The 23,328-nt window shown below is 57.8% G+C and carries 23 protein-coding genes; 11 read left to right on the forward strand and 12 right to left on the reverse strand.

Annotated elements, in window-relative coordinates:
• Positions 1–87: 87 nt before the first annotated feature.
• On the forward strand, positions 88–2,301 hold the full coding sequence (locus J2S70_RS03170) for an NADP-dependent isocitrate dehydrogenase (RefSeq protein ID WP_307682300.1): 2,214 nt from the start codon (positions 88–90) through the stop codon (positions 2,299–2,301).
• On the opposite strand, the gene J2S70_RS03175 is transcribed toward J2S70_RS03170, so the two are convergent.
• Positions 2,298–2,882: a PepSY domain-containing protein gene (locus J2S70_RS03175; RefSeq protein WP_307682301.1), complete on the reverse strand. Its 585-nt coding sequence runs from the start codon at positions 2,880–2,882 to the stop codon at positions 2,298–2,300. The two genes, J2S70_RS03170 and J2S70_RS03175, sit on opposite strands and share 4 nt — an antisense overlap.
• Positions 2,883–3,007: 125 nt before the next feature.
• On the reverse strand, positions 3,008–4,645 hold the full coding sequence (locus J2S70_RS03180; protein WP_307682302.1) for a hypothetical protein: 1,638 nt from the start codon (positions 4,643–4,645) through the stop codon (positions 3,008–3,010).
• A 173-nt stretch (positions 4,646–4,818) separates the two neighbouring features.
• Between J2S70_RS03180 and J2S70_RS03185 the strand changes: the two genes are divergently transcribed.
• Complete coding sequence (locus tag J2S70_RS03185) at positions 4,819–5,886, forward strand: patatin-like phospholipase family protein (protein ID WP_307682303.1); 1,068 nt, start codon at positions 4,819–4,821, stop codon at positions 5,884–5,886.
• Positions 5,887–5,888: 2 nt separating this feature from the next.
• Here the strand turns inward: J2S70_RS03185 and J2S70_RS03190 are convergent, their stop codons facing one another.
• Positions 5,889–6,515 carry a TIGR03085 family metal-binding protein gene (locus J2S70_RS03190; protein ID WP_307682304.1) on the reverse strand — a complete coding sequence of 209 codons (627 nt, stop codon included), beginning with the start codon at positions 6,513–6,515 and terminating at the stop codon, positions 5,889–5,891.
• Between the two features lie 110 nt (positions 6,516–6,625).
• Between J2S70_RS03190 and J2S70_RS03195 the strand changes: the two genes are divergently transcribed.
• Positions 6,626–8,242 (forward strand): FAD/NAD(P)-binding protein, encoded by a 1,617-nt coding sequence (locus J2S70_RS03195; RefSeq protein ID WP_307682305.1) that lies wholly within the window; start codon positions 6,626–6,628, stop codon positions 8,240–8,242.
• On the opposite strand, the gene J2S70_RS03200 is transcribed toward J2S70_RS03195, so the two are convergent.
• Positions 8,239–8,442: a cold-shock protein gene (locus J2S70_RS03200; protein WP_307682306.1), complete on the reverse strand. Its 204-nt coding sequence runs from the start codon at positions 8,440–8,442 to the stop codon at positions 8,239–8,241. The two genes, J2S70_RS03195 and J2S70_RS03200, sit on opposite strands and share 4 nt — an antisense overlap.
• A gap of 198 nt (positions 8,443–8,640) precedes the next feature.
• On the opposite strand from J2S70_RS03200, the gene J2S70_RS03205 reads away from it, so the two are divergent.
• On the forward strand, positions 8,641–9,639 hold the full coding sequence (locus J2S70_RS03205) for a YdcF family protein (protein ID WP_307682307.1): 999 nt from the start codon (positions 8,641–8,643) through the stop codon (positions 9,637–9,639).
• Here J2S70_RS03205 and J2S70_RS03210 read toward each other — a convergent pair.
• The gene (locus J2S70_RS03210) at positions 9,611–10,492 is read right to left on the reverse strand and encodes a formate transporter FocA (RefSeq protein WP_307682308.1); all 882 of its coding nucleotides are present in this window, start codon (positions 10,490–10,492) and stop codon (positions 9,611–9,613) included. The two genes, J2S70_RS03205 and J2S70_RS03210, sit on opposite strands and share 29 nt — an antisense overlap.
• 149 nt (positions 10,493–10,641) lie before the next feature.
• On the opposite strand from J2S70_RS03210, the gene J2S70_RS03215 reads away from it, so the two are divergent.
• Positions 10,642–11,259 carry an FMN-dependent NADH-azoreductase gene (locus J2S70_RS03215; RefSeq protein ID WP_307682309.1) on the forward strand — a complete coding sequence of 206 codons (618 nt, stop codon included), beginning with the start codon at positions 10,642–10,644 and terminating at the stop codon, positions 11,257–11,259.
• A 16-nt stretch (positions 11,260–11,275) separates the two neighbouring features.
• On the opposite strand, the gene def is transcribed toward J2S70_RS03215, so the two are convergent.
• A complete protein-coding gene (gene def, locus J2S70_RS03220) occupies positions 11,276–11,842 on the reverse strand; it encodes a peptide deformylase (protein WP_307682310.1) in 567 nt (188 codons plus the stop codon).
• A gap of 148 nt (positions 11,843–11,990) precedes the next feature.
• Here def and mscL point away from each other — a divergent pair, with 148 nt between their 5' ends.
• Positions 11,991–12,371, forward strand: a complete 381-nt coding sequence (gene mscL, locus J2S70_RS03225) for a large conductance mechanosensitive channel protein MscL (RefSeq protein WP_307682311.1) — start codon at positions 11,991–11,993, stop codon at positions 12,369–12,371.
• Here the strand turns inward: mscL and J2S70_RS03230 are convergent.
• Genes J2S70_RS03230 through J2S70_RS03245 form a run of 4 tightly spaced genes read right to left on the reverse strand, consistent with a single transcriptional unit; the run spans position 12,368 to position 15,774 of the window.
• Positions 12,368–12,889 carry a nitroreductase family protein gene (locus tag J2S70_RS03230; RefSeq protein ID WP_307682312.1) on the reverse strand — a complete coding sequence of 174 codons (522 nt, stop codon included), beginning with the start codon at positions 12,887–12,889 and terminating at the stop codon, positions 12,368–12,370. The two genes, mscL and J2S70_RS03230, sit on opposite strands and share 4 nt — an antisense overlap.
• Positions 12,846–14,036, reverse strand: coding sequence for a PQQ-binding-like beta-propeller repeat protein (locus tag J2S70_RS03235; RefSeq protein ID WP_307682313.1), 1,191 nt, complete (start codon positions 14,034–14,036; stop codon positions 12,846–12,848). The genes J2S70_RS03230 and J2S70_RS03235 overlap by 44 nt, the downstream gene beginning before the upstream one ends.
• Positions 14,033–15,034, reverse strand: coding sequence for a cytochrome c biogenesis CcdA family protein (locus J2S70_RS03240; RefSeq protein ID WP_307682314.1), 1,002 nt, complete (start codon positions 15,032–15,034; stop codon positions 14,033–14,035). Before J2S70_RS03240 ends, J2S70_RS03235 begins: the two co-directional genes overlap by 4 nt.
• 2 nt (positions 15,035–15,036) lie before the next feature.
• On the reverse strand, positions 15,037–15,774 hold the full coding sequence (locus tag J2S70_RS03245) for a thioredoxin domain-containing protein (RefSeq protein WP_307682315.1): 738 nt from the start codon (positions 15,772–15,774) through the stop codon (positions 15,037–15,039).
• Positions 15,775–16,031: 257 nt separating this feature from the next.
• Here J2S70_RS03245 and J2S70_RS03250 point away from each other — a divergent pair, with 257 nt between their 5' ends.
• The 3 genes from J2S70_RS03250 (at position 16,032) to J2S70_RS03260 (ending at position 19,206) form a co-directional block, all read left to right on the forward strand.
• Entirely contained in the window at positions 16,032–16,949 is a 918-nt protein-coding gene (locus tag J2S70_RS03250; RefSeq protein WP_307682316.1) for a type IV toxin-antitoxin system AbiEi family antitoxin domain-containing protein, read from the forward strand.
• A 306-nt stretch (positions 16,950–17,255) separates the two neighbouring features.
• Complete coding sequence (locus J2S70_RS03255) at positions 17,256–17,864, forward strand: nitroreductase family protein (protein WP_307682317.1); 609 nt, start codon at positions 17,256–17,258, stop codon at positions 17,862–17,864.
• A 91-nt stretch (positions 17,865–17,955) separates the two neighbouring features.
• A complete protein-coding gene (locus tag J2S70_RS03260; protein WP_307682318.1) occupies positions 17,956–19,206 on the forward strand; it encodes a Glu/Leu/Phe/Val family dehydrogenase in 1,251 nt (416 codons plus the stop codon).
• Positions 19,207–19,219: 13 nt separating this feature from the next.
• Here J2S70_RS03260 and J2S70_RS03265 read toward each other — a convergent pair whose 3' ends face one another.
• Complete coding sequence (locus J2S70_RS03265; RefSeq protein WP_307682319.1) at positions 19,220–20,701, reverse strand: hypothetical protein; 1,482 nt, start codon at positions 20,699–20,701, stop codon at positions 19,220–19,222.
• Positions 20,702–20,911: 210 nt separating this feature from the next.
• Here J2S70_RS03265 and J2S70_RS03270 point away from each other — a divergent pair, with 210 nt between their 5' ends.
• Together J2S70_RS03270 and J2S70_RS03275 are read left to right on the forward strand one after the other, a co-directional pair.
• On the forward strand, positions 20,912–21,355 hold the full coding sequence (locus tag J2S70_RS03270) for a DUF222 domain-containing protein (protein WP_307682320.1): 444 nt from the start codon (positions 20,912–20,914) through the stop codon (positions 21,353–21,355).
• Between the two features lie 63 nt (positions 21,356–21,418).
• Entirely contained in the window at positions 21,419–22,534 is a 1,116-nt protein-coding gene (locus tag J2S70_RS03275) for an HNH endonuclease signature motif containing protein (protein ID WP_307682321.1), read from the forward strand.
• Here J2S70_RS03275 and J2S70_RS03280 read toward each other — a convergent pair.
• Positions 22,531–23,142: a class I SAM-dependent methyltransferase gene (locus J2S70_RS03280; protein WP_307682322.1), complete on the reverse strand. Its 612-nt coding sequence runs from the start codon at positions 23,140–23,142 to the stop codon at positions 22,531–22,533. The genes J2S70_RS03275 and J2S70_RS03280 overlap by 4 nt on opposite strands.
• Positions 23,143–23,328 lie beyond the last annotated feature (186 nt).

A 23,328-nucleotide genomic window follows, 5' to 3' on the forward strand; every position in this document is an offset into this window, starting at 1 on the left:
AGATGCCCGGAAGGCGCCCGCCGCGGCCCAAATTCCGATAATCTTGAGATCAAGAGAACTTCGTTCGTGCCTACCACAGGAGCATTCATGGCCAAGATCATCTACACCCACACAGACGAAGCCCCCATGTTGGCAACCGGTTCCCTCCTTCCGATTATTGAAGGATTCGCAGCTAAAGCGGGTATCGACGTCGAAACGCGCGATATTTCATTAGCAGGCCGTATTATTGCCGCTTTTTCTGATCTCCTGCCCGAGGACCAGCGCTGGCCTGATGCTCTCGAAGAGCTCGGCCAGCTCGCAAAAACGCCCGAGGCGAACATCATCAAGTTGCCCAATATTTCGGCGTCGATCCCGCAGCTTAAAGCGGCAATTAAGGAGTTGCAGTCCCAGGGTTACGCCCTTCCCGGCTATCCGGAAGATCCAACGACGGCCGACGAACGCGACTGGCGCTCCCGCTACGACTCGGTGAAGGGCTCGGCGGTGAACCCGGTCTTACGAGAAGGAAACTCCGATCGGCGAGCACCGCAGGCCGTAAAGAACTTCGCAAAGAACCACCCGCATTCGATGAAGCCTTGGCACGAAGAATCAAAGACGCGTGTAGCAACCATGTCAGGCGGAGATTTCCGCGCGAATGAAGTTTCCGCCGTCGTACCAACACACGGCGAGGCGCAGATTGTACACGTGGGCGAGGACGGCACCCAAACAGTCCTCAAACAGGGGCTAGCCGTAACCGCGGGCGAGGTTTTCGACGCCTCCAAGCTGGAAGCTTCCGAACTGGGGGCCTTCCTTGCTGAGCAGGTTGACGCGGCGCGCGAAGATAACGTGCTCTACTCATTACATTTGAAGGCCACCATGATGAAGGTTTCGGATCCCATCATTTTTGGCCACGCGGTACGCGCCTTTTTCCCTGAAACTTTTGCGCAATACGGCGAGGATCTGGCAGCTGCCGGCCTGTCGCCAAACGACGGTCTTGGCAGCATCTTTTCCGGCCTTGCCAAGCTGGGCAATGGCGAAGAGATCCGCGCGTCATTCGAGCGGGAAATGGCGGGCGGCCCGCGCCTGTCTATGGTCAACTCGGATCGCGGAATTACCAATCTGCACGTGCCATCCGACGTGATCATCGACGCCTCAATGCCGGCTATGATTCGCAACGGCGGGCAGGTATGGGGCCCGGACGGCGAACCGGAGGACACGATAGCCGTCATCCCCGATTCTTCCTACGCCGGCGTATACCAGACGGTTATCGAGGATTGCCAAGCCAATGGCGCCTTCGATCCGGCCACTATGGGCACGGTTCCAAACGTGGGACTCATGGCGCAAAAAGCAGAGGAATACGGTTCGCACGACAAGACTTTCGAAATCGCTTCAGCTGGCACTGTTGAGGTGCGAATCGACGACGACGTCCTGCTTTCCCTTCCCGTGAATACCGGTGATATCTACCGCTCCTGCCAAACGAAAGATGCGGCCATCCGCGACTGGGTTCAGCTCGCTGTGCGCCGATCGCGCCTGTCGGGTATGCCAGCGATTTTCTGGCTGGACCCTCAGCGCGAGCACGATCAGCAGATTCGCAGGAAAGTCGAGGAATATCTCTCCGCGGAGGACACCGATGGTCTCGACATCCAGATCCTATCGCCGGTTGAAGCCACAAAAGCAACGCTCGAACGCGTGCGCCGCGGCGAAGACACGATCAGCGTGACCGGCAACGTTCTTCGCGACTACCTGACCGACCTCTTCCCCATCATGGAGCTTGGCACGTCGGCGAAAATGCTTTCCGTTGTCCCGCTCATGGCAGGCGGCGGCCTGTTTGAAACCGGCGCTGGCGGCTCTGCACCCAAGCACGTCGAACAGCTCGTCGAAGAAAATCATCTGCGCTGGGATTCACTCGGCGAATTCCTAGCACTGGCAGAATCGCTACGTCACCTCTCGCGCTTCGCGGGTAACTCGCGAGCCGGAGTCGTCGCAGATGCACTTGACCGTGCCACGGAAACCCTCCTGAACGAAGGCCGGTCCCCGCAGCGCCGAACTGGCGAGCCCGACAACCGCTCATCGCACGCTTGGCTGGCCACTTACTGGGCTCACGAATTGGCCGAGCAGGCCGACGATGCCGAACTGGCCGCAATTTTCGAGCCGATCGCAAAAGATCTGGCAGAAAACGCGCAGACAATTCAGCAAGAGTTGATCGATGTCCAGGGCCAGCCCGCACCGATAGATGGGTACTACCACCCGGATCCGGCCAGGGTTGCATCCGTTATGCGTCCGTCTGCAACCCTCAACCGAATCATTGATGGAATGCGCGGCTAGTTAACAATTTCGCCAGTTTCGGCGTCAACGTACACGTCCACATCGTTTGAGGCAGTGTCGATCTCAATTTCCCACCGGCCGTCGTCGTACGATGCTTCGTCGAGCTCGCCCGGGGTTGACTCCAAAGCGGTCTCAATCGCCTCGTCGATCGACACGGAGGCCGAGGCTGCGGCGGTATCGGCGTCGTCAATGTCGTCGGTGTCGCGCTCGATTACCTGATCGCCTTGAACTTCCAGTTCATACAGGGTGCTACCGGCGACGACGTCGATCTCCCACACGCCGTCTTCCCAATCCTGTGAGACGACCACGCCACCGGTGTCACCGGCCTCCGCGACGACGTCGAGCGCCGCATCGCGAGCAGCCTTGGCGCCATCGACTCCCCGGCTGGGGGTGGCGGCTGAGCCATTCCCACTGCCCGCGGTGTCATCGTCGCTAATCGCGGACGAGGCATCATCGGCAGCCTCTGATACGGCGGTCTGAGCGTCGCTAGCCGTATCTTCAACTTCGTCACTCGAGCATGCTGCCAAACCAAACGAGAGGGCGGCAGCGGCGAACATTGCAGTAAATTTCTTGATACTCATGGCCGCTAGGTTACGCCGAAAACACGCGGTGAGGTGGCTGATTTCACGGTCAGGCAAACATGAAAGGACTTCTCATATCTATCTCATGAGCCCCTTAAACGTCGGCCAACGCTACTGTGTTAGCGCTACTGGTAAGACACGAAATCGGGTAGCGGCTCCACCTGATAGGTTCCCACAGGGTCGAGCATGGGAATATCTTCGTCATAGAAGTTTTTCCATCCCCAGTATTGGACGTTCTGTGCGTTATTAACCAGCGTGCGCCACGTATCTTGCTTCGCGTTCTGGCTCCCCTGCCCGTCCACGTGAATAAGGATGGCAAGCTCAGAGCGCGACTGGTCGAGCTGCTCAATATCCCTGAGCATTTGGACTTGGAATTGATGCAGGATCAACATTTTTTGCGGCAGGTCCTGTTCGCGGGTGAAGTCGGCCAGATAGTCAACGACGGCGTTCACCTCATCAATCTCCACGTGCCCGATACGCGATAGCGGCATCTCATCTGGGCCAAGCCGCCATTCTGGATCGAGCGCGACCCCCACGTGCGGGTACTCGAAAAGTGGCTCGTACTGTTGCACCTGGGTGAGGAAATCGGCACGCCCGGGCTGGAAATCCAGCACGACGTACTGCCCGGCCTCTTGCGCAGCTTCAATGAGTGGGATGAAACCTTCAAGCGCCCATTCGTTGGAATAGTTGCCGTCGTCACCAGGCGCTCCAGAGGCTACCGTCACAATGATTTCCAGCGCTGGAATCACCTGATCGTCGGTGAGTTCCTGGTAGGGCGCGGCATGCTCTTGTGCTCGAACGATGGTTTCTTCTACTCCCTGTTCGCCAAGCACACCAAGCGTGCTCGTATGCGGGGATCCGTACAGGGCAATATAGCGTTTGCCGTCAAATACCAGTTGCCCGCCACCCGGTAATTGTGTTCCCGTCGTAGCCGTTTCGATTTGCCAGGGCAGATCGGGGTTTTCTTCACCAAATACCGCGGCAACGTTCTCGGCGCCGTCAAGCACTGTTATCGTCTGGCTCGAAGCGCGCGGATCGATCGGTGATAGTTGAACAGCTGCCCCGGCGCCAACAGCACTACCAATCGCAACCAAATGAGCACCGTCGGTGAGTACTACAGTATTTTCTGAGCGCTCGGCCTGCTTAAAGTCGCCCTCTACCGGCGTGAATTCGGCTGGTTCATCGGCGTAAACAAGGGAACCAAAACCCGCGAGGCCGGACTGGACATCGGCCGGTTCATCGGCAAAAGTCAGCTCGATACCGAGCTCCTGTGCAAATGTCGGAGCCGCTTCGGCTAAAGCGTAAGTCTCGTAGCCGGGGATTTGCTCAGCGGCAATTCCCTCCACTAGCACCACTTCGGCTTGTAACCTATCGAGCTCGTTGAACATTTCTTGGGAAATTTCCTGTTCCGCGGCCGAATTATCGGTAACGAGCGCTGGAACTCCCAATAAAGCGCCATACGAGGCCACGGCCCATGAGTCCTGCGCAGCCACAATCACGACCGGAGCCGATTCGAACAGCGCCTTCGAAATATCTAGTGTTGCCGCTTCAGCGGAAGTGTGATCAGCAATCGCGGGTTGTTCCAGCTGCGGGGAGGCCGCCGATATCGCTCGTGTTTCGTCTTCGCCTTCGGCGCCTTCAGATGCCAGCTCCGCTGATTCGTAGTCCCCACGGTCGCGGCTACTGAGGACGAGGGCAATGATCGCGCCGATCACTGCCGCGGCGATCGCGACGGCAGCAATGGCTCGCTTCGAGACGGACATGGTGGCCTCCCGGAAATAGCTTTAGACGGTAGACAACCCTAGCAATCAATGAGCGATGGACAGAAAATACCCTTAGCCATCGGCGTAAGTTTGCCAACTTTACCTGGCAACAGAAATTCCCGTGCGAAGATTTAGCCAACTCACCAATCTCGCGTATACATGACGGAGCGAATATGAAAATAGCGATTGTTTTAGGATCCGGCGGCGCCCGCGGGTGGGCACACATTGGCGTCATAGAGGAACTCGAAGCTCGCGGACACGAAGTCGTGACGGTGGCGGGAGCATCGATCGGAGCCCTCGTGGGTGGAATATATGCAGCTGGTAAGCTACCCGAACTTAAAGACTGGACTCTCGGACTATCGAAGTCTGACGTTCGCTCGCTACTTGATTTCACTCTTGGCCGGCCCGGCCTCCTCAAAGGAACACGTGTGCTAAAAGCAATCGAGGAAGTTACTGGATCGCACAATATCGAAGACCTCAAGATCCCCTTTACTGCCATAGCTGCCGATATTCTTACCGGCCGTGAAGTCTGGTTCCAAAAAGGGCCGCTCTACCTGGCTATTCGCGCGTCGATAGCCATCCCGACGTTCTTCACACCGGTACGGATTGGCAACCGGCTATTGGTTGATGGTGGTCTGCTAAATCCCGTCCCAATCGAGCCCACCCTGTCGATAGAAGCTGACGCTACTATCGCAGTGGATCTTCGTGGGCCGGCCCTCACAAACCCTCATGAGATCCTCAGACGCGACGATAGCGAAGCCGATAATTCCCAATCATGGATTGGGCGAGCGGCGGCAAGCGCACACGAAGGCCTAGCAACGATCGGCGAAGGCTGGGAGCGAACCAAGCGTTCTTTTCTGGAAACGGAGTTTTTCCAGCGGCTCGAGTCCGAGTGGTCTAACGATCCGGACGATGAAAACAATGAGGAGGCAGCGGGGGAGGCCATAGAAAACACGGATTCCACCTCGAATAGCCCGGATGCCAATCCAACTGGGGCGGCTGCATCGTCCGTACATGCGAGCCCGCTGCCCGAGAGCCTCACCACGATGGAAGTCCTCTCACTGTCGCTTGATGCAATGCAAAATACGCTGGCGCGGTACCGTGCCGCGCCGAATCCGGTGGCAGCGACTGTTCGTATTCCCAGTGACGCCGTCGGAGATCTTGACTATCATCGTGCGCGCGAACTGATCGACCTGGGCCGAAATCGAGCGATTGATGCGTTCGACGACGCGGGGCTGTGATCTCACCCGCGCTGCACTTGGGCATCCTCAGGCGTCAGGTCTAGATGCACGGCCTCGCGTCCAAAAAGCCACAGTAAGATTTCGCCGGGCTCCCCTTTTACTACGACGACCTCACCGAAATCGACTCCCCTGGGACGGATGTCCAGAGTGATCCGCCCGGGGATGACCAGGCACACCGCCTGCCGGGATCGTTTCAACATCATTTTTGCGCTCGTTACGATTGCGCTGACGAGGGCGGAATTTTCTTCCTCCGTCAGATCCCGTGGCGCGACCAGTGTGCCATCCACCATCCACTGCCCCCGCCGCACGTCTTCGTGGTGAACGAAATGCTCGGCAAGATTCATCCACCGATCTAAGAGACGAACGGGGTTCAAGGTTCCCGGACCATTTTGCCAATCCTTGACGATCTCCTCGTAGGGGCGTTCGCTGACTTTCGCCGTCGTCGACTCTAAGTGATCTTGAGCGGCAGAAATCATCATGCCCGCCGCGGCGTCCGGCCGATTCTCGCGGATCCACAGGTGGACTGCCAGATCGTGGGTTTTCCAGCCCTCGCACAGGGTCGGTGCATCAGGGCCTTTTTCAAGGAGGAGTTCGGCAAGGCGCTGACGTTCAGCACGGGAAAAGGTCATGCCATAAGCCTATCGAGAAGAGCTCCGAAGCGAGGTGAAAAACCTCGTTTCGTTACGAACCAACCGTAATTAGCCAAATGCCTTGCGCCCGGCCAACCTGTAGAGAGACGATGGTTCAGTTCGGAGTGACCTTCGAGCCAAAAGAACTTGGAGACGATATGGATATCGCAATTGTTGGCGCCGGCCCACGCGGGCTTGCGGCTGTTTACTCGCTTGGCCGCGAGGTTGAAGGGGCTATCCGAATTCATCTATTTGGAGCGGTGGATGAGGGCGAGGATGTGCTTGGCATCGGCACGCCCTATTCGCCCAAACAACCGGAATTTTCTCGCCTTAATGCGCATTCCTCAATCCTGGATCTATTCGGTGCGTACCGCCATACCGATCTGCCGGTTGGCCTGACTTTCGATGAATGGGCACGGGCGAAAAACCATGGTGAGCTCGCCGATAACTATCCACCTAGGGCTTTTGTTGGAAGATACTTTCACTACTGTGCCGATTTTGTTCGCCAAACGCTGCCATCTCACATCAAATTGTACGAGTATGGGAGGGCTCTTGCCATAACCGGGGAACCTGGCGCATGGACTATCGCGCATGCCCAAGGCGAGATCACGGTTCCGGAGCTTCTCCTGACGGTCGGTCACGCCTCCTCCCCTGCCTCACCGCTAACCGATGAGGACGTCAACCAGCCAGCCGGCACGGTCATTCCCATCGCCTATCCGCTCCATAACCTCGCCGGAATCGGCGCTGGAAGCACGGTTGCTACCCGTGGTGCCGGCCTGACTTTCGTCGACGTCGTCCTCTCACTAACGGAGGGCCGCGGAGGTCAATTCAGCGACGACGGCCGCACCTATACACCGTCCGGACGCGAGCCAGAATGCATTTGGGCCACCAATATCGATGGTATTTTCCCCGACTCCAAACCGCCTCATCGAGCTGTTCATGACCTCTTACCTGATGAGCGTTGGGAGACAGCCAAGGCGGCCGTTGCACAATCGACAACGCTTTCCGAGATGCTCGAAGCAATCCGATCCATTGCACTTGAAGCTATGGCCATGCAGGGAAACACCGATCCCGATATGTACAGGAAGGCGATGTCCAGCCCTCAGCCAGCGCCTGGCCTAGCGGTAGACAGGCTCACAGAATCGATTGCGGCTGCACGGCGCGAAATACCCTTGCCCGCCCGCCAGGTGGCTACGGAAACCTGGCAAGAACTGATGCCCGCAATTATTCGACGCGTTAGCAACAGGATGTTTTCCTCAGAAGAGTGGGGGCAGTTCACGGCCCTGTATGCAGTGGTTGCCGATTCTAGCTACGGCCCACCCCTGATCAACGCTCAAAAAGTTCTTACCCTTGTTGAACAGGGCCTGATAAAGGTTGAGCTGTTGGACCAGGCGATTGATGCTGAAAAGTTCCCATTCGAAGTGGACGCTTTCGTGGACTGCGTGCTGCCACCTGCCGGAATCTGGCCTGGCGCCTATGAGGAACTTGCCGAAATCGAGGATTATCTGTTGCTCTGGGCCGGACAGAACGTGGAGCGCACCGGAGTTCGTATCGACGATTCGGGGAGTGTATTAGACGGCAACGAGGCCCCAATTAAGGGGCTCGCTGCCGTCGGAAGAATGAACGAAGACTGGACTATCGACATGGATAACCTCAACGTCACCGATCATCCATTTATTCTGGGATGGGCCAAGCGAATTGCGCGCGCTGTGGCCGATCCAGCTTAGATGACAGAAACGTTCGCAGCCTGGAGACCCTTGGGGCCTTCCTCAACTTCGTACTCAACCTTGTCGCCCTCGTCGAGCGAGCGAAATCCGCTGGACTGGATCGCGCTGAAGTGCACGAATACATCCTCTGAACCGTCTTCGGGCTCAATAAACCCGAAACCTTTTTCGCCGTTGAACCATTTAACAATACCCGTCGCCATAACAATTTCCCTTCTGGCTTGGTTTCCAACCACCGTTTGGTTGCTCTATCACGCGAAGAAGGAACTGGCTGACCGTGGGGCCACGACAACGCCATCTGCGAGTAACAAAAACAGTCTAACTTGCCTGTGGGTGAAGTTCGAACCAAAAACAAATTAGTGGGATGTAGCTCCCAGACGCGAACTTTCTATACTGGAGACATGCTCGTCTTTGCTGGGGCAATTGCACTCCTTACCGCAACCTTTGCTCTCACCAAGAGGGCCGCCCGCCGCCCTTGGCCTGTTTTTACTATGGCCGCCGGCATTGGTCTTTTGTGGGTCGCGCTGATTTATGCCGCACAGGCCCGGGTAGGAGCCGGGCTAGCAGGTGGAACGTTACTCTATGCGTGTATAGCGAGCGTCTGTATCGCAACAATTTTCCTAGGCGGTTGGATGGCTGTGGCGGCATTTGTGCCCTCCGGCCGGAAAAAACTCAGCTCTTTTACGGCACTGGCAGGAGGCGGAGGCGTGCTTCTAGCGATCGGCGCGCTAGCGGCGCGAGTACTCGGCAGCCAGCAATTCGTGGCAATACTTCATGTTCCTGTTCTCGCCACCGGTCTACTCAGTTTCACATTCGCGGGTTATCTTTCCTACGGCAAGCTCTATTCGAGCGTTGCACACGGCTGGTTCGAATCCCTTCTAGATGAAGGGCAACGCCCAAACGCCGTGATCGTACTTGGTTCGCGAACGGTGGACGGGCAGCCGACTCCGTTGCTGTCTCAACGCGTTTGTCTCGGCGTCGAAATTGGGGAGCGGATCTGGCTTGCAGACCCTGGTTCGGATCGCGCGCTACTGGTGTGTAGCGGCGGCTCACCCGCTGGCTCGGTTGAACCGCCCGAAGCCCATGTCATGGCACGCGAGGCACGCGCACAAGGAGTCACCAACGTCCTCGTTGAAGACCATTCAACGACGACGGCCGAGAACTTTCGCTTTTGTGCACGGCTTCTCGACGAGCTGGGCGTACCCGAACCGTACATTGCGGTTACAAGCAATTTTCATGCCTATCGCGCGGCATTTCACATGGAACGTGCGGGAATTGACGGATACGTGATAGGTGGGCCATCGGGATCTATTTCCGTCCCCTTCCATATTCTGCGCGAATTTGCGGCATTCTTATTTGAGGTAGCGCGGCCTAGCTCTCCGCCTGAGAGCCCATCTTGATATTGACAAGCCAGGCAAACAGCCCGACGCACAGTCCCCCGCCCACAATGTTGCCAGCAGTCACTGGAATCAGGTTGTCGAAGAAAAACGCTTGAGCCGTGAGTGAGCTTGTCGCATCGGCCTGCACCAAGCTCGCCGCTGCCGCCGCTTCCGAATTCCACAACTGGGGCCCGCCCACTTCGGTGATCAACCGGGCGGCAGGAATGAGGAACATGTTCGCAACGGAATGTTCAAAACCGGTGGCGACAAACAGGGCAATCGGGCCCACGATTCCCAAAATCTTGTCTGCAGCGCTACGCCCCACATAGGCCAACCAGACCGCGAGGCAGACCATAAAATTACAGAAAATTCCCAAAAAGAATGCTTGGGGCCAGGTGTGTGAAACTTTCGCCATCGCCGTCGTAATCGCGGTAACGCCCCATGCGCCACCGCCCTGCAAATAGGTACCCGCCGCAACGATTCCGGCTGCGAGCGCAAGTGCGCCCACAAAGTTTCCGCTGTATACGGTGGCCCAGTGGCCAAGGAAGCGTCCTGCGCTGATCTTACGCTGGGCTAACGGGACGAGCGTCATGGTCGTGGATGTAAATAGGTCCGTTCCCGTCAGTACCACGAGGATAAGGCCAACTGAGAACGCTACTCCGCCAAGCGCCTTGGTCTCACCAATCCACTGCGCCGATGCAGCTCCCTGCTGGGTGGTCACGTAAAACACGAATCCGATTCCGATCATCACACCCGCTGCAATTGCCAGCAAAAACGTCTTACTCCACGGATTCTTCGCCTTTGCGAGCATCTGTTCGGAAAGATATTGGCTCGTTTCAAGGGGGCTTCGTGAACGGGTGAGATCGGTGGACATGTGCGCCTTTCTATTACCAAGCCAAATTTAGTAACCGCCAAAAATCTAGCACGGTATCGGGCGAAAATCGCCGTCAAGGCACTCCTTGATAGGGTGGTACTGCTGGTCGGCGCCAACGCCTGCCCGTATCGAAATGAAAGGACAGCTCATTGCGCACTTTAATCATTAGAGCACACCCACTCGAGGCCAACGCTTCACGATCAATGCACATGACTGACGTGTTCGTCGAGTCATTCAAAGAATCCCATCCCGATGCACGTGTGCAGGAGCTACGCCTATACGAGGTGGCCATTCCCGAAATCGATCTTGACCTCCTGACCGGCTGGAAAGCACTTGGCGATGGCGAACACTTTGCACACCTATCGTCAGCCCAGCAAAACAAAATCACCCTGTTCAACAACTACACCCAGCAATTCTTAGACAGCGACCTCGTCGTCATCGCCAATCCCCTGTGGAACCTATCTGTTCCCACCCGTTTGAAGGCGTGGATTGACACCGTCGTCGTATCCGGGCGCACCTTCCGTTATAACGAGCAGGGCGAGGCCGAGGGACTCGCGGGCGGCAAACGCGTCGTGCACTTGCAGGCCTCCGGCGGGCACTTCGACGCTCAAGACCCGGCCTGCCAGTACGTCAAGGGAGTCTTCAGCTTCCTCGGATGTGATGTTGACCAGATTGCAGCCGAAGGCATGGATCATGACCCCGATCGCGCAGAGGAGATCATGGAAGGCGCCTTCGAACGAGTCAGGGAACTCGCGCGTAGCATCTAGGCAGCGTAGGTAGCGCTTAGCCTTCCTCGTAGGGAGAATCCTCGCCGGGGATCCACTGGATCCCCGGTTCACCCCACTTTTCAGCCTTCATAATCTGCGACACTCTCTTCGCAGTTTTGCCCTGGAGCCGATCGACAAAAATACGGCCCTGAAGGTGGTCATATTCGTGCTGGAGAATGCGCGCAAACCATCCCTCAGCCTCCAGCTCGTACCATTGCCCTCGCTCGTTTTGCGCTCGCAAAAAAGCGTAGGGTGATCGGCGCAACGGAAATGGATAGCCGGGAAATGACAGGCAGCCTTCAGAGTCTTCCAGCTTGTCTGGCTCGAGGGTGTCAATTGGCTCAATAAGCAGCGTCGGATTGATTGCCACGCCGCGTTCTGGCCCGTCGTGATCTTCATACACCCACACGAACATTGCCATGTCCAAACCGATTTGCGGCGCGGCAAGCCCGACCCCGGGAGCTGCCACGGTTGTTTCGTACATATCTTCAACGAGCTGCGCCAGATCGTCGTCGAAATCCTCCACCGGCTCAGAAACTTTGTGAAGAACGGGCGAGCCGTACACGTGTATTGGATAAATCATGGCTTAAGGGTAAACCACCCGGTGATGTCCACGACAATCGAGAGCCTGAAATGGTGCACTGTTCTGGAATGGATAAAATCTAGTGGTGAGCGAGGGTGCCTTCATGCGGCCCTTGCCACATGCGGGGCCCACACACGAAAGGACTCCCATGCTTAAAGGTTTCAAAGATTTCATTGCGCGTGGCAACGTTATGGATCTCGCGGTTGGCGTGATCATCGCCGGCGCGTTTTCAGCCATTGTGACCGCGCTGAACGAGCAGATTCTCATGCCGCTGATCGGCGCCATCTTTGGCAAGCCAAACTTTGACATGATCTGGACGATCGATCTCAACGGCGCCAAGATTTACCCGGGCACACTCGTGACGGCCTCCGTCAATTTCCTCATAATTGCTGCGGCACTGTACTTCTTCGTCGTTGTACCAATGAACAAGCTAACCCAGCCGAAGGAAGACGAATCCCCGGTTAAGACCGACGAGGCGATCCTTCTCGAAGAGATCCGCGACCTGCTCAAGACCGGCCGCGAACTTTAAGAACCAGTACGTCTATAGCCCGTGTGCCTAGCGCGGCATGCGGGAGATAAACTGCGCCGGATCGAGTCTTCGATATTTCCCACGTAAAGCCAGCCCATGAGGTGCTCCTGGTCAGCTAGGCCGTGCGCCTGGCGAACAGGCCGAGAATTAGCGTAGATGCCGGTTCGCCACATCACTCCCCAGCCGCCGCGCCACAACGCGAGTTCCAGCAGGTGCCCGGCGCCCGCAGCGGTTGCGTGCTGTTCCCATTCGGGCACGTCCGGGTGCGGTTTCGGACTTGCGACGACGGCGATCAGCAGCTCAGCGCGGAACGGCTTGGTGTTGAACTCTCCTTCTTCCCGCTCGATGCTCTGCGCCTCGTCCAGGGCATTCGCGAGCGCCATTCGCTCATCCCCGCGGATCAAAATCAGCCGCCAGGGGCGCAAAGACTTGTGGTCGGCAACGGGCGTTACCGCCGCCAAAAGTTGGGACTGCTTACATTCCCCCGGTGGGCGGCATCTGATCGATGGCGGCCACAAGTAGCCCGCCGTCGGCGTCGTAGAGTAAACCCGCCCCTTCGGGGGAAAGATGAGCCGGCACGAGAATCGGCCCCGGCGTGCCTTCCACGTATGCCATCGCAACCGCGCCGGTCAACACGTTCAAAGCGCGCACGCTATCGTCACTGCGCAGATAGGCGAATACGCCGCCAACTGCTTCCAGCTTCGTCTGCTCCGCGACTGCGTGCGACCAGAGGAGATTTTTCTGCGCGTCAAATGAATGCAAGCCGCGTTCATCCAACACGATGAGTGCTCCCGTCATCGGGTCCTCGCCTATATCGACCGCCCGTTCGATGAGGACTTCGCCGGTCGCTAGATCTAGCACTGGACCGGGGCCACTATTGATCGATAGGAGCGCAAAATTCTCCGCGGCCAGTTCGTCGACAAACCCGCGTAGTTCCTGACCGTCCAACTGGTAATCTGCAAGCTCAATCTCCCACATCTGTTGCGAAGTGCTCGACGAATGCGCAAAAAGCCGTCCGCCGTCGGCAGCGAGCACTGTGCCAGAAAAATCGCCCAAGATCTGCGGGCCGCTGATCTCGTCTAAGATGACCGAGCCGTCGTCGGGATTAAGCGCAACTCGCGGGCCGGACTCCCCCATGAAGTCCTGCGGTGGCGAAGCAAACACCAAACCCGGCCCCTGGTATGGGCCGGGAACATTAATCGGACCCCAGACGGTTTCACCCGTCAGCAAATCGTAGGCGGTTGCCGTATTTTGCGAGAGCGCATCCTCGGTGCTTTCAATATCGAGCAGCACCGCAATTGAGCGCCCATCGCTGGTCTGCGCCACGGCAAAACCCGTGCACGAACGTGGGCGCTCCACCGACCACAACACCTCACCGGCCGCCGATATCGCGGTGAACTCGAGCGCCTCCCCCAGGTCCTTCGCACCCAAATAAACCCCAGAAGCGTACTGCGCCGGCGTGATCCAGTTGGGATCGATCACAGTCAAACCAACCAGTGAATTCGGCACGTTCATATCTGACACGTCAACCACTTCGGGGGCCAGATTCTCGGTTTGAACAGTGCGGTCCACAGCCGCATCAGATACGGAATCTTCCGAGGTGCAGCCGGCAATTGCTAGGGCGCCCACGAGTGCCAGCGCAGAAAAGCGAAGGCGCGTATTCATTCGCGTTCCTCAGGTTCAGGATTACTTGAAGGCTTAACAGCTTGATCGGCGGGATCGCTGGCGGATACAGCCGGCCCCCTAGGGTTCTCCGACCCGATCAAGTTGGGCGTGCCAAGGCTATCCGCGCCGGCAAAGCTGGGCTCTTGGGCATGCTCGGCGTCGTTTTTATCTGCCTCGCCGCGTGTCTGGTAACGGAACCAAAGCGCCAAGATCAGGGCCGCTATCAGAACAATTGCCACGATTTCCACAATGGGGTGCGATAGCGCTTGCGCCGCGCTTTGCAGCCGGGCCTGAGCGTCGATCGGAATAATTTCTGGCACGCCTATCAGCCCATTGGTGCGCCAGAACAGAACCCCAATACCTACGATCAGCAAGCCGGTGATGACTGAGGTGGTGTGGAATTGCCTGCCCAACATCGTGAAGGTGCGGCCGCGCAAAACGGATCGGCCACGCTCACCAAGCGGCCGCCACAGCACAACTATGACGATCAGTGGCACCACCATTCCAGCGCCATAAGTGGCAAGCAGCAGGCCAGCCGTGACGGTACTGCCGCTCGCAGCCGCCATCGTCAAAACCGCGCCCAGAATAGGCCCGGCACAAAAACCGGCGACCCCCGACGTCGTGCCAAGAAGGAAAGTCTTGGCGAAACCCGTGGCGGCCTTCGACTTGGACTGCCGCTCCTCCTGCCCGGGAATGAGCTTGCCGGGATCAAAACCGAATCCGAATATTTGGGCGATTCCTAGAACGATTAACAAAACCGAGGAGGCGGTGATCAAGGTGTTGCGGTGCGTGACGAACAGCGAACCAAAGGCGCCTGCTCCCACTCCGAGAGGTACGAGCACCACGATCAGCCCTAAATAAAACACGATCGAATGCAGCACAAGGCGTGCCCCAGAGTTTATTGTGGACGCAAAAAATGCTGGCAGGAGAAGTGCTGCGCACGGCGAAAGAAGGGCGAGCATCCCGCCGACGAACGCGGTGACAAACCCGATGTCCATGACTACCCCGCCGAAATCGCGGCCTCGACGGCGTCGGTAAACACTGGCGTCGGCTGAGCGCCAACGATTGGCTGGCCGTTAATCGTGAACGAAGGCGTGGAAAACACGCCGTATTCGAGGCCGGTGGACATGTTTGCCTCAACGGCCTGGCGCACTTCGTCCGAGGCGAGGTCGGCGGCGAATTGATCCGTGTCTAGGCCGAGTTCCGCCGCGTGTTCAATGAGAGCATCTTCGGTTAAATCTGACGCATCGAGGATGCCTCCGTTGGGGAAAAGCCGGGCATGATACTGCCAAAACTGACCCTGCTGGCCGGCCGCATATGCGGCAAGTGCAGCCCGATGCGAGTCCTCGCCAAAGATTGATACGTCATACCATTCGATCCGCAAATCACCGGCGTTGACATAGGGCTGAAGCGCAGGCAATGTATCGTTAGACCACTTGGCGCAGAACTGGCATTGGTAATCCGAAAAACCGACTAGAACCACCGGCGCATCAATGGCACCTATCGCGAGAGGATCGCCCTCAATTCGGCGCTCAAGGGCGGCATAATCGGGTCTGGCGGGCTGTTGGACGCTACTCGGCGCGCTGGGGCCTTGGACTGGCGCGTTCGTCTGAGTTTGGGCAGGCTGCGTTTCGGTACTGGACTGCTGCTTTCCAAGCACGTAGGCAATGAGCGCTACGGCAATAAGAATGACGACTATCGGCACTCCCCAGGTGAGCAGCTGATTGCGCTTTGCCATATTTCCCCTTCGCACATGGCGCTCGTTCCTCAACGAGCATCCATTGAATGTAATAACTCCAGATACAATAGACATCATGCCACAGGAGAGCAAAGGCGCACAGAGTGTCTCTGATGGCTCAGTGAAGGTTCTCATGAGAATCACCAATGCACGGCGACGCGGGCGGGAATTTATCCACAGCGGCGAAAATGTTGGCACTCTCCACATTTGGGCTGTTGTCGGAAGCTAACTTTGGCGGATTTCTTAACACTGTTCCCATGGATCAGATTTTTCGCAGATCCGCACTCGTTGAGCAGGGTTATTCAGCGCGAATGATAGAACGCCTCGTTCGCGAGGGCTCACTGCAGCGAGTGAGCCAAGGGTGGTACGCGATGGAAGGCGCCGACGAAGCGCTTATCCTCGCGGCGCAAGCTCACACTAGGCTAGGTTGTCTATCCGCCGCACAATATCACAGCCTGTGGGTGCCTAAGCCGCGGTTAGATTTCGCTGGAAATCCCGACCCGAAAGGAACAATGTGTTCCTATGTTCCCTCCTCAGGGCAGGCTGCCACCGATATCCATGTGCTGTTAAACAATTGGGACAGCGGCGAGATGACGAAGAAGCGGGTATGGAAAGCTACCGGTGGGCGATCGCGCGCGTGCCTACACCGGTGGCCCGGTAGCAAAGAGGAGCTGGTGGCATCGGTGGAAGATGCAGTGGAACAGGTTTCGCGCTGGCACGATTCGGAAACTGCGCTGGTCGTGATTGAATCGGCACTCAATCAGGGGCGTGTGAGTGAGGAGTGGGTGTGCGCGATGCTTGAGCGCCTGCCACCAACCGTGGCTCACAGGCTCTGGAACTTTCAAGTGCTCTCGGAATCTGGCTCCGAAACGCGGGTTGCACATCACTTCCGGCGCCGAGGCGTCAAGGTACAACAACAGGCACAGATAACTCCAAATATTCGGGTGGACGCCCTTGTTGGGCAATCTCTTGTGGTCGAATCCGATTCGATCGCCTTTCATGGCGCGCTTGCGGCTTATATCCACGACCGCCGGCGGGCGGCAACGCTCGAAGAACTTGGCTATAACGTTGTGGAATTGAGCTATGAACAGATCTGGGATCACTGGGGTGACACAGTTCGGATGCTGAACTCGCTTATTAAACAGCGTAAACATCTGAGAAAAGTGCGCGCTTAGCCAGGCTAGACCGTTGAACTCACCAATAGCGAGCGCGGAGGGTCGAAAAGTGCGCGCTTGGCCAAGCTAGACGGCTGGCGGGAAGGTGGGCTGGAGGCCGGGCTAGACGGCGAGCTGAGGCGGCGGCTACTCGGAGGGGCGCGCAAAAGTGCTGAATCGGAGCGTTTAGATCGACGCTCGCGGCGAAAAGGGCCGATTTTCAAGAGGAAATGCGCGGTGGGTGAAGTAGCTCGCTTGGAGTTCCATTTTTCGCCTGTCAGTGCTTAACTAGATAGTAGAATTTTCAACCACCCTAGGAGACGTATCATGACAGCAAACACCTCAACCACCTTCGCCAACCTCGTTCACGCGCGCCGTTCCGTCTACGAAATTGGCACCAACTCGGATGTCACCGTGGACGATGTCGCCGCCACACTTCGCAACATCACAGGCCGCTTACCCTCCGCTGTCAACAGCCAAAGCACTCGCCTCGTAATCGTCACCGGAGAAAAGAGTGATGCCGTATGGGACATGGTGCATGAGGACCAGAAAACCGCGCTAAGCCCCGAAATGTACGAAATATTTGCGCCGCGTTTTGAGCAGGCCAAGAAGGGCCTGGGCACGGTTCTCATGTTTGAAAGCCGGGACGCGGTGGAAAACATGGGGCTCAGCCCGGACCGCAACGAGCTCTACAAAGAAAACAACCACGGCATTGCCGCGTTCGGCGTATGGCTCGCACTGACCGAACTCGGTCTTGGCGCCTCGCTACAGCACTTCAACGTCGGCTACGAACAGGGATACGACGCGAAGATCCGCGAATACCTTGGCCTCCCGGCCGATTTTGAAATGCTCGCGCAAATGCCGTTCGGCTCCATCGAAGAGCCGGGCGCACAAAAACCTTCGATTGCGCCCGAGGAACACGTCTTTATCGCTTAAGTTCAGCCGCTATCGCCGAACTTCGTGGACACGCGCTCCCCACGCCCGCGAAGTGCCTATGATTGGAGTGAAAACTTTAAGGAGGCACCTCGTGAGCACAACGCCCACCCCCTACGATGACGCCAAAGCGCAGCTCAAGCGCGCGCAGGAAATCCTCGGCTTCAGCGATGACGATTACGCACTGCTTGCCACACCGCGGCGCGAAGTTACGGTAGCGGTACCGGTACAGCGCGACGACGGTACAATGACCGTTCTGCAGGGCTACCGGATCCAGCACAATTGGAGCCGCGGCCCGGGTAAGGGTGGCGTGCGGTACGCGGAAAACGTGGACATGGAAGAGGTCCGCGCGTTGGCAATGCTCATGACGTGGAAGGCGGCGCTCCTTAATCTGCCCTACGGCGGCGCGAAGGGCGGTATCGCCTTTAATCCCGCGGAGTACTCGCAGGCCGAGATCGAGCGGATCACGCGCCGGTACGTGCACGAATTGCTCCCTGTGATTGGCCCGGAGGTTGATATTCCGGCGCCTGATATGGGCACCGACGCGCAGACGATGGCCTGGTTCATGGACACGTATTCCCAAGCGGTTGGCTATACCGAGCCAGGCATCGTGACCGGTAAACCCGTGTCCTTGGGCGGTTCGCTAGGCCGCGCTGAGGCGACGTCGCTTGGCGTCTACATCACCACGCGTGCCGCGCTCGAACACCTCGGCATCCATGAAGAGGGCGCCACCGTGGCCGTTCAGGGTTTCGGCAAGGTTGGCCGCGGGGCGGCACGGTTTATGGACGACGCCGGGATGAAGGTCGTGGCGGTTTCCGATGTGTTCGGCGCGGTCTACAACGCCGATGGGATCGATACGAAGGCGCTTGCCGGGCACGTGGATGAGACCGGCAAGGTCGTAGACTTTGCGGGCGCGCAGGCGATGGATCCGGCTGAGTTGCTGTTGCTGGATGTCGACGCCGTCGTGCCAGCTGCCGTGGAAGCCGTGCTCACGGAGAAGAATGCTAGTGACGTCAAAGCGCGCGTCGTGGTTGAAGGCGCCAATGGCCCGACGACGGGCGCCGGCGACGCGATCTTGAACGAGAAGGGCGTGCTGGTCGTGCCAGATATTCTGGCGAATTCGGGCGGCGTGCTCGTGTCGTACTACGAGTGGGTTCAGAGCCGGGATAATTTCTTCTGGGATCTTGAGCGCGTTCAGGAATCGCAGGAATCGGCGATGCTTGCGGTGTGGGGCGACGTCGTGAAGTTCGCCGACGAGCACGGCGTGAACCTACGTGAGGCAGCCGTATCGATGGCTGTGGAGCGCGTGCTCGACGCTCACAAGATGCGCGGGCTATTCCCGTAAAGCGCCCGTACGTTTAGCTTGCTCGACTGCCCGCATCCCGGTGGATGCGGGCCAGTTCGTGTTGGGCATCAAGAATGGTTGCGTGGATCTGGTTGTGGGCTGTGCGGCGCATGGTGCGCGAGGCGCTGAAGTACGTTGCGGTACGCCACACGCCAACGAGCATCACGAGGATGGCAAGGCTGGCGATCAGCATGTAGCCAGCCCGCCATAGCGGTTCGAGCAGCGCAGAAATCCGCATGGCATGCGCAAATAAACCGGCGAACGCGATCACGGTGAACAAGCCAGAAAGCCCGAGCGAAAACGATCCTTGTAAAGTGGAGTGCCCAGTCTGGTAGCCGCGTAGCCCCATGACCGCCAGGCCGAGATCGCGGCCATAGGGAGCAAAATATGGACGTAAAGCGATGTAGTGAACAAATCCGCTCGCACCGGCGGCCACACCGATATACACGAGTTTGCGGGCGAGAAGGAAGTTACCGTCAGTGTTGCCAATCGCCACGTAGGACACCCCGATGAACAGTACCGCGGGCACGATGATCAACACCGCAGCCCGCAGGCTAATCACGTATGGCGAGAGTGCGAACCAGCTGCGCACATAGTTCAGTGGCCAACGATCGAAGGCGTGGCTTTGCGCGATGCCAGCCACGGCGTCGCTTTGGCGGGCCCGTTCTGCGCTGATACCGGAAAGGTGATCGTCGACGCCGTCGTGCCAATCGGCAAGCTGGCTGCCGACGTCGTCGCTGGTAAGCGTCTGGTGAATGAAATCGAGGCTGCGGGCCTGATCTTGGGCGTCGGCGTGCTTTTGGGTGATGGTTGAGTCGAGGCCGTCGAGGATTTTGGCGAGGTTTTGGCAGGCGAGCACAATGAGAGCGGTGGTCAGCAGCTGGACCCAATTGGGGTGGTCCGCGGCCGCGGACCACAGGTAGAAGAAGCTCCACGCGCCTAGAAGCGCGATCACCAGACCGGAGAAGTCGATGAAGGTGTGGAAGTTCCCGGAGCCGGTGTGCGAATCGGCTGGGCGGCGCTCGAGTGCGGCGTCAACGCGTTGGTCGAAGTCTTCTTCGAGCAGGGTCGCGCCGGCGAGCTGGGCGCGGAAGGAGCCGTGCTGTTCGCGGATTGAATCTTCGTCGCGCAGAACGTGGTCATCGGGGGCCGGGACCTGTGCGGCGATCCACTGCCGGATGCGTTCGTTGTCGCTTTCGAGTTCCTGTTGGGAGCTGGAATCGTCAGTTGCGACGTCGGCGAAGGACATCACCGTGGTCAGCAACGCGACGATAGTAATCCAGCCGACTGCGAGCCCCGTGTATTCGCCGAAATCTACCGAGTTTGAGATGAATAGTGCGCGCACGTGGTCCATAACGATGGCGAGTTCTTTCAGGCCGGAGGCCGGATCGGCTGCCCAGCGCGAGACGCCGTAAACCAGAGCCACGAGGATGACCGCCAAGAACGGCCACAGGAAATTGAAGATGAACCGCTTCGCGGTGGTTGTTTTGCGCACCGTGCACCCCTTTTCGCGTTAGGACTATCATCGGACATCTTTCGTGGGCGCGCTTGGGTTACCGGTAGGCGAACGACGACGGCGGGCGGCGGGCACGGGGCGGGTGCGAAAATTTTGTCGGAGGGTCTTTGTAGACTAAAAATAGTTACTCACCGTCGGGGTCCGCGTTCACCACGAAAGCCCCAAACCGTACCGAAGGAGGTGCTCACCGTGTCGTACGTAAATGTATCGGATCCCATTTTTTCTGACGATCTTGGCCGCGAAGCCCATTCGGAAAAAGCCGCTGCAGACCTCGAAGCGGCCGGTGTCGCCTTCGATCCTGCCACGTACGAGATTGACATGGTAATCGCGGGGCTAGATGTTTTAGCAGAGTTGAATGCCGATAACCTCGAGGCGGAATCGCGCATGGCGTTGCTGAAAGAGTTGGCCACGCAACGCAATCGGCTAAGCGCCATTCGGCACGATATTCTCGCGGCAGCCGATTCAAATCGAGATTGGGTTGGCAGGCCAATGCGCACGCTCGACGAATTTGAAAGCCAGGTCGCGCAAAATCCGCACAAAAAGGCGCGAGACACGGTGCACCGTGCGAAAGCAATGCGCGAGGATCTGCCGCTGTTTATGGCGGAGGCGAAGGCTGGGCGGTTGAGCGAATAATATATCGATCCGGTTCGGCATGCGCTCAAAGATGCTTGTCTGAAGCACAAGCTCGAATGCCCGGTGGAAGGCGAGGCCGCGTTGCTCGAAGCCGCACTCACGATGAACGTGGAGCGCTTCCGTCGTCGCGTCAAGGCGTGGGCCATCACATTCACACTCGTGGCGCAGGAGCGCGAAGCCGTTAAGGAGGCGCGCAAGCAGGTGCTTAACCTGTTCGAAAAGGACGAGGGCTGGATGCTCAACGGGTTCTTGACCGACAAGAACGGCGAGATGGTCAACAAAATGCTCAACGCCGCGATGGGTAGGAAAGCTCTGGGCGCCACGGGCGAGTATAACGAGCGGCGCGCGGGGGCCTTCATAAATATCTTCACGAAGGTCACGCAGTATGCGGATACACAGCCGTCGGCCCGCATGGTTCCGCACGTCTCGGTGCTCACCGATTTGTCAATGTTGGCTGTCGCGGGGCTGCGGGCGCGTGAGGCTGGCGATGCGGCAACGGTGGGAGCGGATGCAGCGGTTGATGCGACGGGTGGCGAATACTCAGCTGGCGCAGGCAGCATGGCTGGTAGCGAAGATGCGCAGCTTGGCAAGCTGAAGGCCGTCATTCCGGCCGGTATTGCAAGCTCACACTTCGAAGGGCTCGAACCCGCCGCTCTTGAAAATGGCAGGCCTTTAACGCCCTCCCAATTGCAAACGATTCTATGTGATTCGGAAATCGCGCGAATTGTTTTGGGGCCAAAATCGGCGGAACTCGATGTTGGGCGAAGTTCGCGAACTTGCACTCCCAAACAAGCTCGGGCAGTGATAGCACGAGATCGAACATGCCGATATCCGGGCTGCGATCAGCTCTATCAAAGTTCACACATTCACCACGTTCAACACTGGCGAGATGGCGGGCGAACCGACATCGATAACCTCATCATGCTGTGCTGGTACCACCACGAAAAAGTACATGCCGAAAACATTACGATCAAGCATTACGAGGGCGGCTGGGTATTTATTGATAAAAATGGGATTTGTATCCGAGATCCGCTCGACCGCAGACCGCCGCCAGATGGCCGAGAGTTATCGGGGCGCCGAAAGCTGCCAGATCGCCGAGAGGAGTCAGGTTACCAAGAGTTGTCAGATCAGGGGATATTGCTAGATCCGGAGAAAATTCATCGAGAACGCGCGGGCTAAAGGCGCGTTGCTCGCAAGATTGCATCGAACCGATGACGCTGGCTTTCGCCGTTATCGATGATCTCGAACCGGTCGATCCGCCACTCGCCAGTGGCTGGCTGGCCCGATGTGCGCCGCTCCAACACCGCTAGCACATCGAACGGACTCGTGAATCCCGGCCGATGCTCGCGGTAGCCCGCAGGGTGCTCGTCATCCGGGTGTACGTGATGAACAAAAATGAGCGTGCCACCAGGTGCAACGAGCTCGAGAATATGATCGAGCATGTCCGTCTCTTGCAAAACCGTGGCATAAAAGGCGGAAACAAGATCGAAACTGCCTGTCGTCGTCGAAATATCTTCAGCTCTAAAATCGATGGACACGCCAGAGTTCTTGGCATTACCACGCGCTCGCTCTACAGCTACCGAGGAAATATCGACACCTGTCACTTTCCAACCCTGCGTTGCGAGCCACACCGCATCGGCGCCCTCGCCCGAGCCTACGTCTAGTGCTGTGCCTGGGTTCAGGTGTTTGATTTCTTCAGGCAATAACCGATTAACCCGACCGGACCATACCTGTTCTGAGGCCGCGTACCGAGCATCCCACTCAGCAGCCATATTGGAATGATTCATAATAACTACCCTAGATCAATCTGCGCACACTCACCGAGTGGCACTCGTTTCTGCATTTTTTCGAACGTAGGCACGTCACCAACATCGCGGACCGCTACCTTATTGATGAGCACTGATTCCGGCCGACCTATGAACTGTATACCACCCCCTGGTTGGCTTGATGGGCGATTCAGATACTGATGGACA

Origin of the sequence: Trueperella bonasi (assembly GCF_030811535.1) — a bacterium.
Taxonomy (GTDB): domain Bacteria; phylum Actinomycetota; class Actinomycetes; order Actinomycetales; family Actinomycetaceae; genus Trueperella; species Trueperella bonasi.

What these genes read in the sequence shown, in the direction of transcription:
- J2S70_RS03170 (WP_307682300.1), top strand. Translation starts at nt 88, where the DNA reads ATGGCCAAGATCATCTACACCCACACAGACGAAGCCCCCATGTTGGCA.
- J2S70_RS03280 (WP_307682322.1), bottom strand. Translation starts at nt 23,142, where the DNA reads ATGAATCATTCCAATATGGCTGCTGAGTGGGATGCTCGGTACGCGGCC.
- J2S70_RS03185 (WP_307682303.1), top strand. Translation starts at nt 4,819, where the DNA reads ATGAAAATAGCGATTGTTTTAGGATCCGGCGGCGCCCGCGGGTGGGCA.
- J2S70_RS03200 (WP_307682306.1), bottom strand. Translation starts at nt 8,442, where the DNA reads ATGGCGACGGGTATTGTTAAATGGTTCAACGGCGAAAAAGGTTTCGGG.
- J2S70_RS03245 (WP_307682315.1), bottom strand. Translation starts at nt 15,774, where the DNA reads ATGGCAAAGCGCAATCAGCTGCTCACCTGGGGAGTGCCGATAGTCGTC.
- J2S70_RS03205 (WP_307682307.1), top strand. Translation starts at nt 8,641, where the DNA reads ATGCTCGTCTTTGCTGGGGCAATTGCACTCCTTACCGCAACCTTTGCT.
- J2S70_RS03255 (WP_307682317.1), top strand. Translation starts at nt 17,256, where the DNA reads ATGACAGCAAACACCTCAACCACCTTCGCCAACCTCGTTCACGCGCGC.
- J2S70_RS03175 (WP_307682301.1), bottom strand. Translation starts at nt 2,882, where the DNA reads ATGAGTATCAAGAAATTTACTGCAATGTTCGCCGCTGCCGCCCTCTCG.
- J2S70_RS03190 (WP_307682304.1), bottom strand. Translation starts at nt 6,515, where the DNA reads ATGACCTTTTCCCGTGCTGAACGTCAGCGCCTTGCCGAACTCCTCCTT.
- J2S70_RS03250 (WP_307682316.1), top strand. Translation starts at nt 16,032, where the DNA reads ATGGATCAGATTTTTCGCAGATCCGCACTCGTTGAGCAGGGTTATTCA.
- J2S70_RS03240 (WP_307682314.1), bottom strand. Translation starts at nt 15,034, where the DNA reads ATGGACATCGGGTTTGTCACCGCGTTCGTCGGCGGGATGCTCGCCCTT.
- mscL (WP_307682311.1), top strand. Translation starts at nt 11,991, where the DNA reads ATGCTTAAAGGTTTCAAAGATTTCATTGCGCGTGGCAACGTTATGGAT.
- J2S70_RS03210 (WP_307682308.1), bottom strand. Translation starts at nt 10,492, where the DNA reads ATGTCCACCGATCTCACCCGTTCACGAAGCCCCCTTGAAACGAGCCAA.
- J2S70_RS03180 (WP_307682302.1), bottom strand. Translation starts at nt 4,645, where the DNA reads ATGTCCGTCTCGAAGCGAGCCATTGCTGCCGTCGCGATCGCCGCGGCA.
- J2S70_RS03235 (WP_307682313.1), bottom strand. Translation starts at nt 14,036, where the DNA reads ATGAATACGCGCCTTCGCTTTTCTGCGCTGGCACTCGTGGGCGCCCTA.
- J2S70_RS03195 (WP_307682305.1), top strand. Translation starts at nt 6,626, where the DNA reads ATGGTTCAGTTCGGAGTGACCTTCGAGCCAAAAGAACTTGGAGACGAT.
- def (WP_307682310.1), bottom strand. Translation starts at nt 11,842, where the DNA reads ATGATTTATCCAATACACGTGTACGGCTCGCCCGTTCTTCACAAAGTT.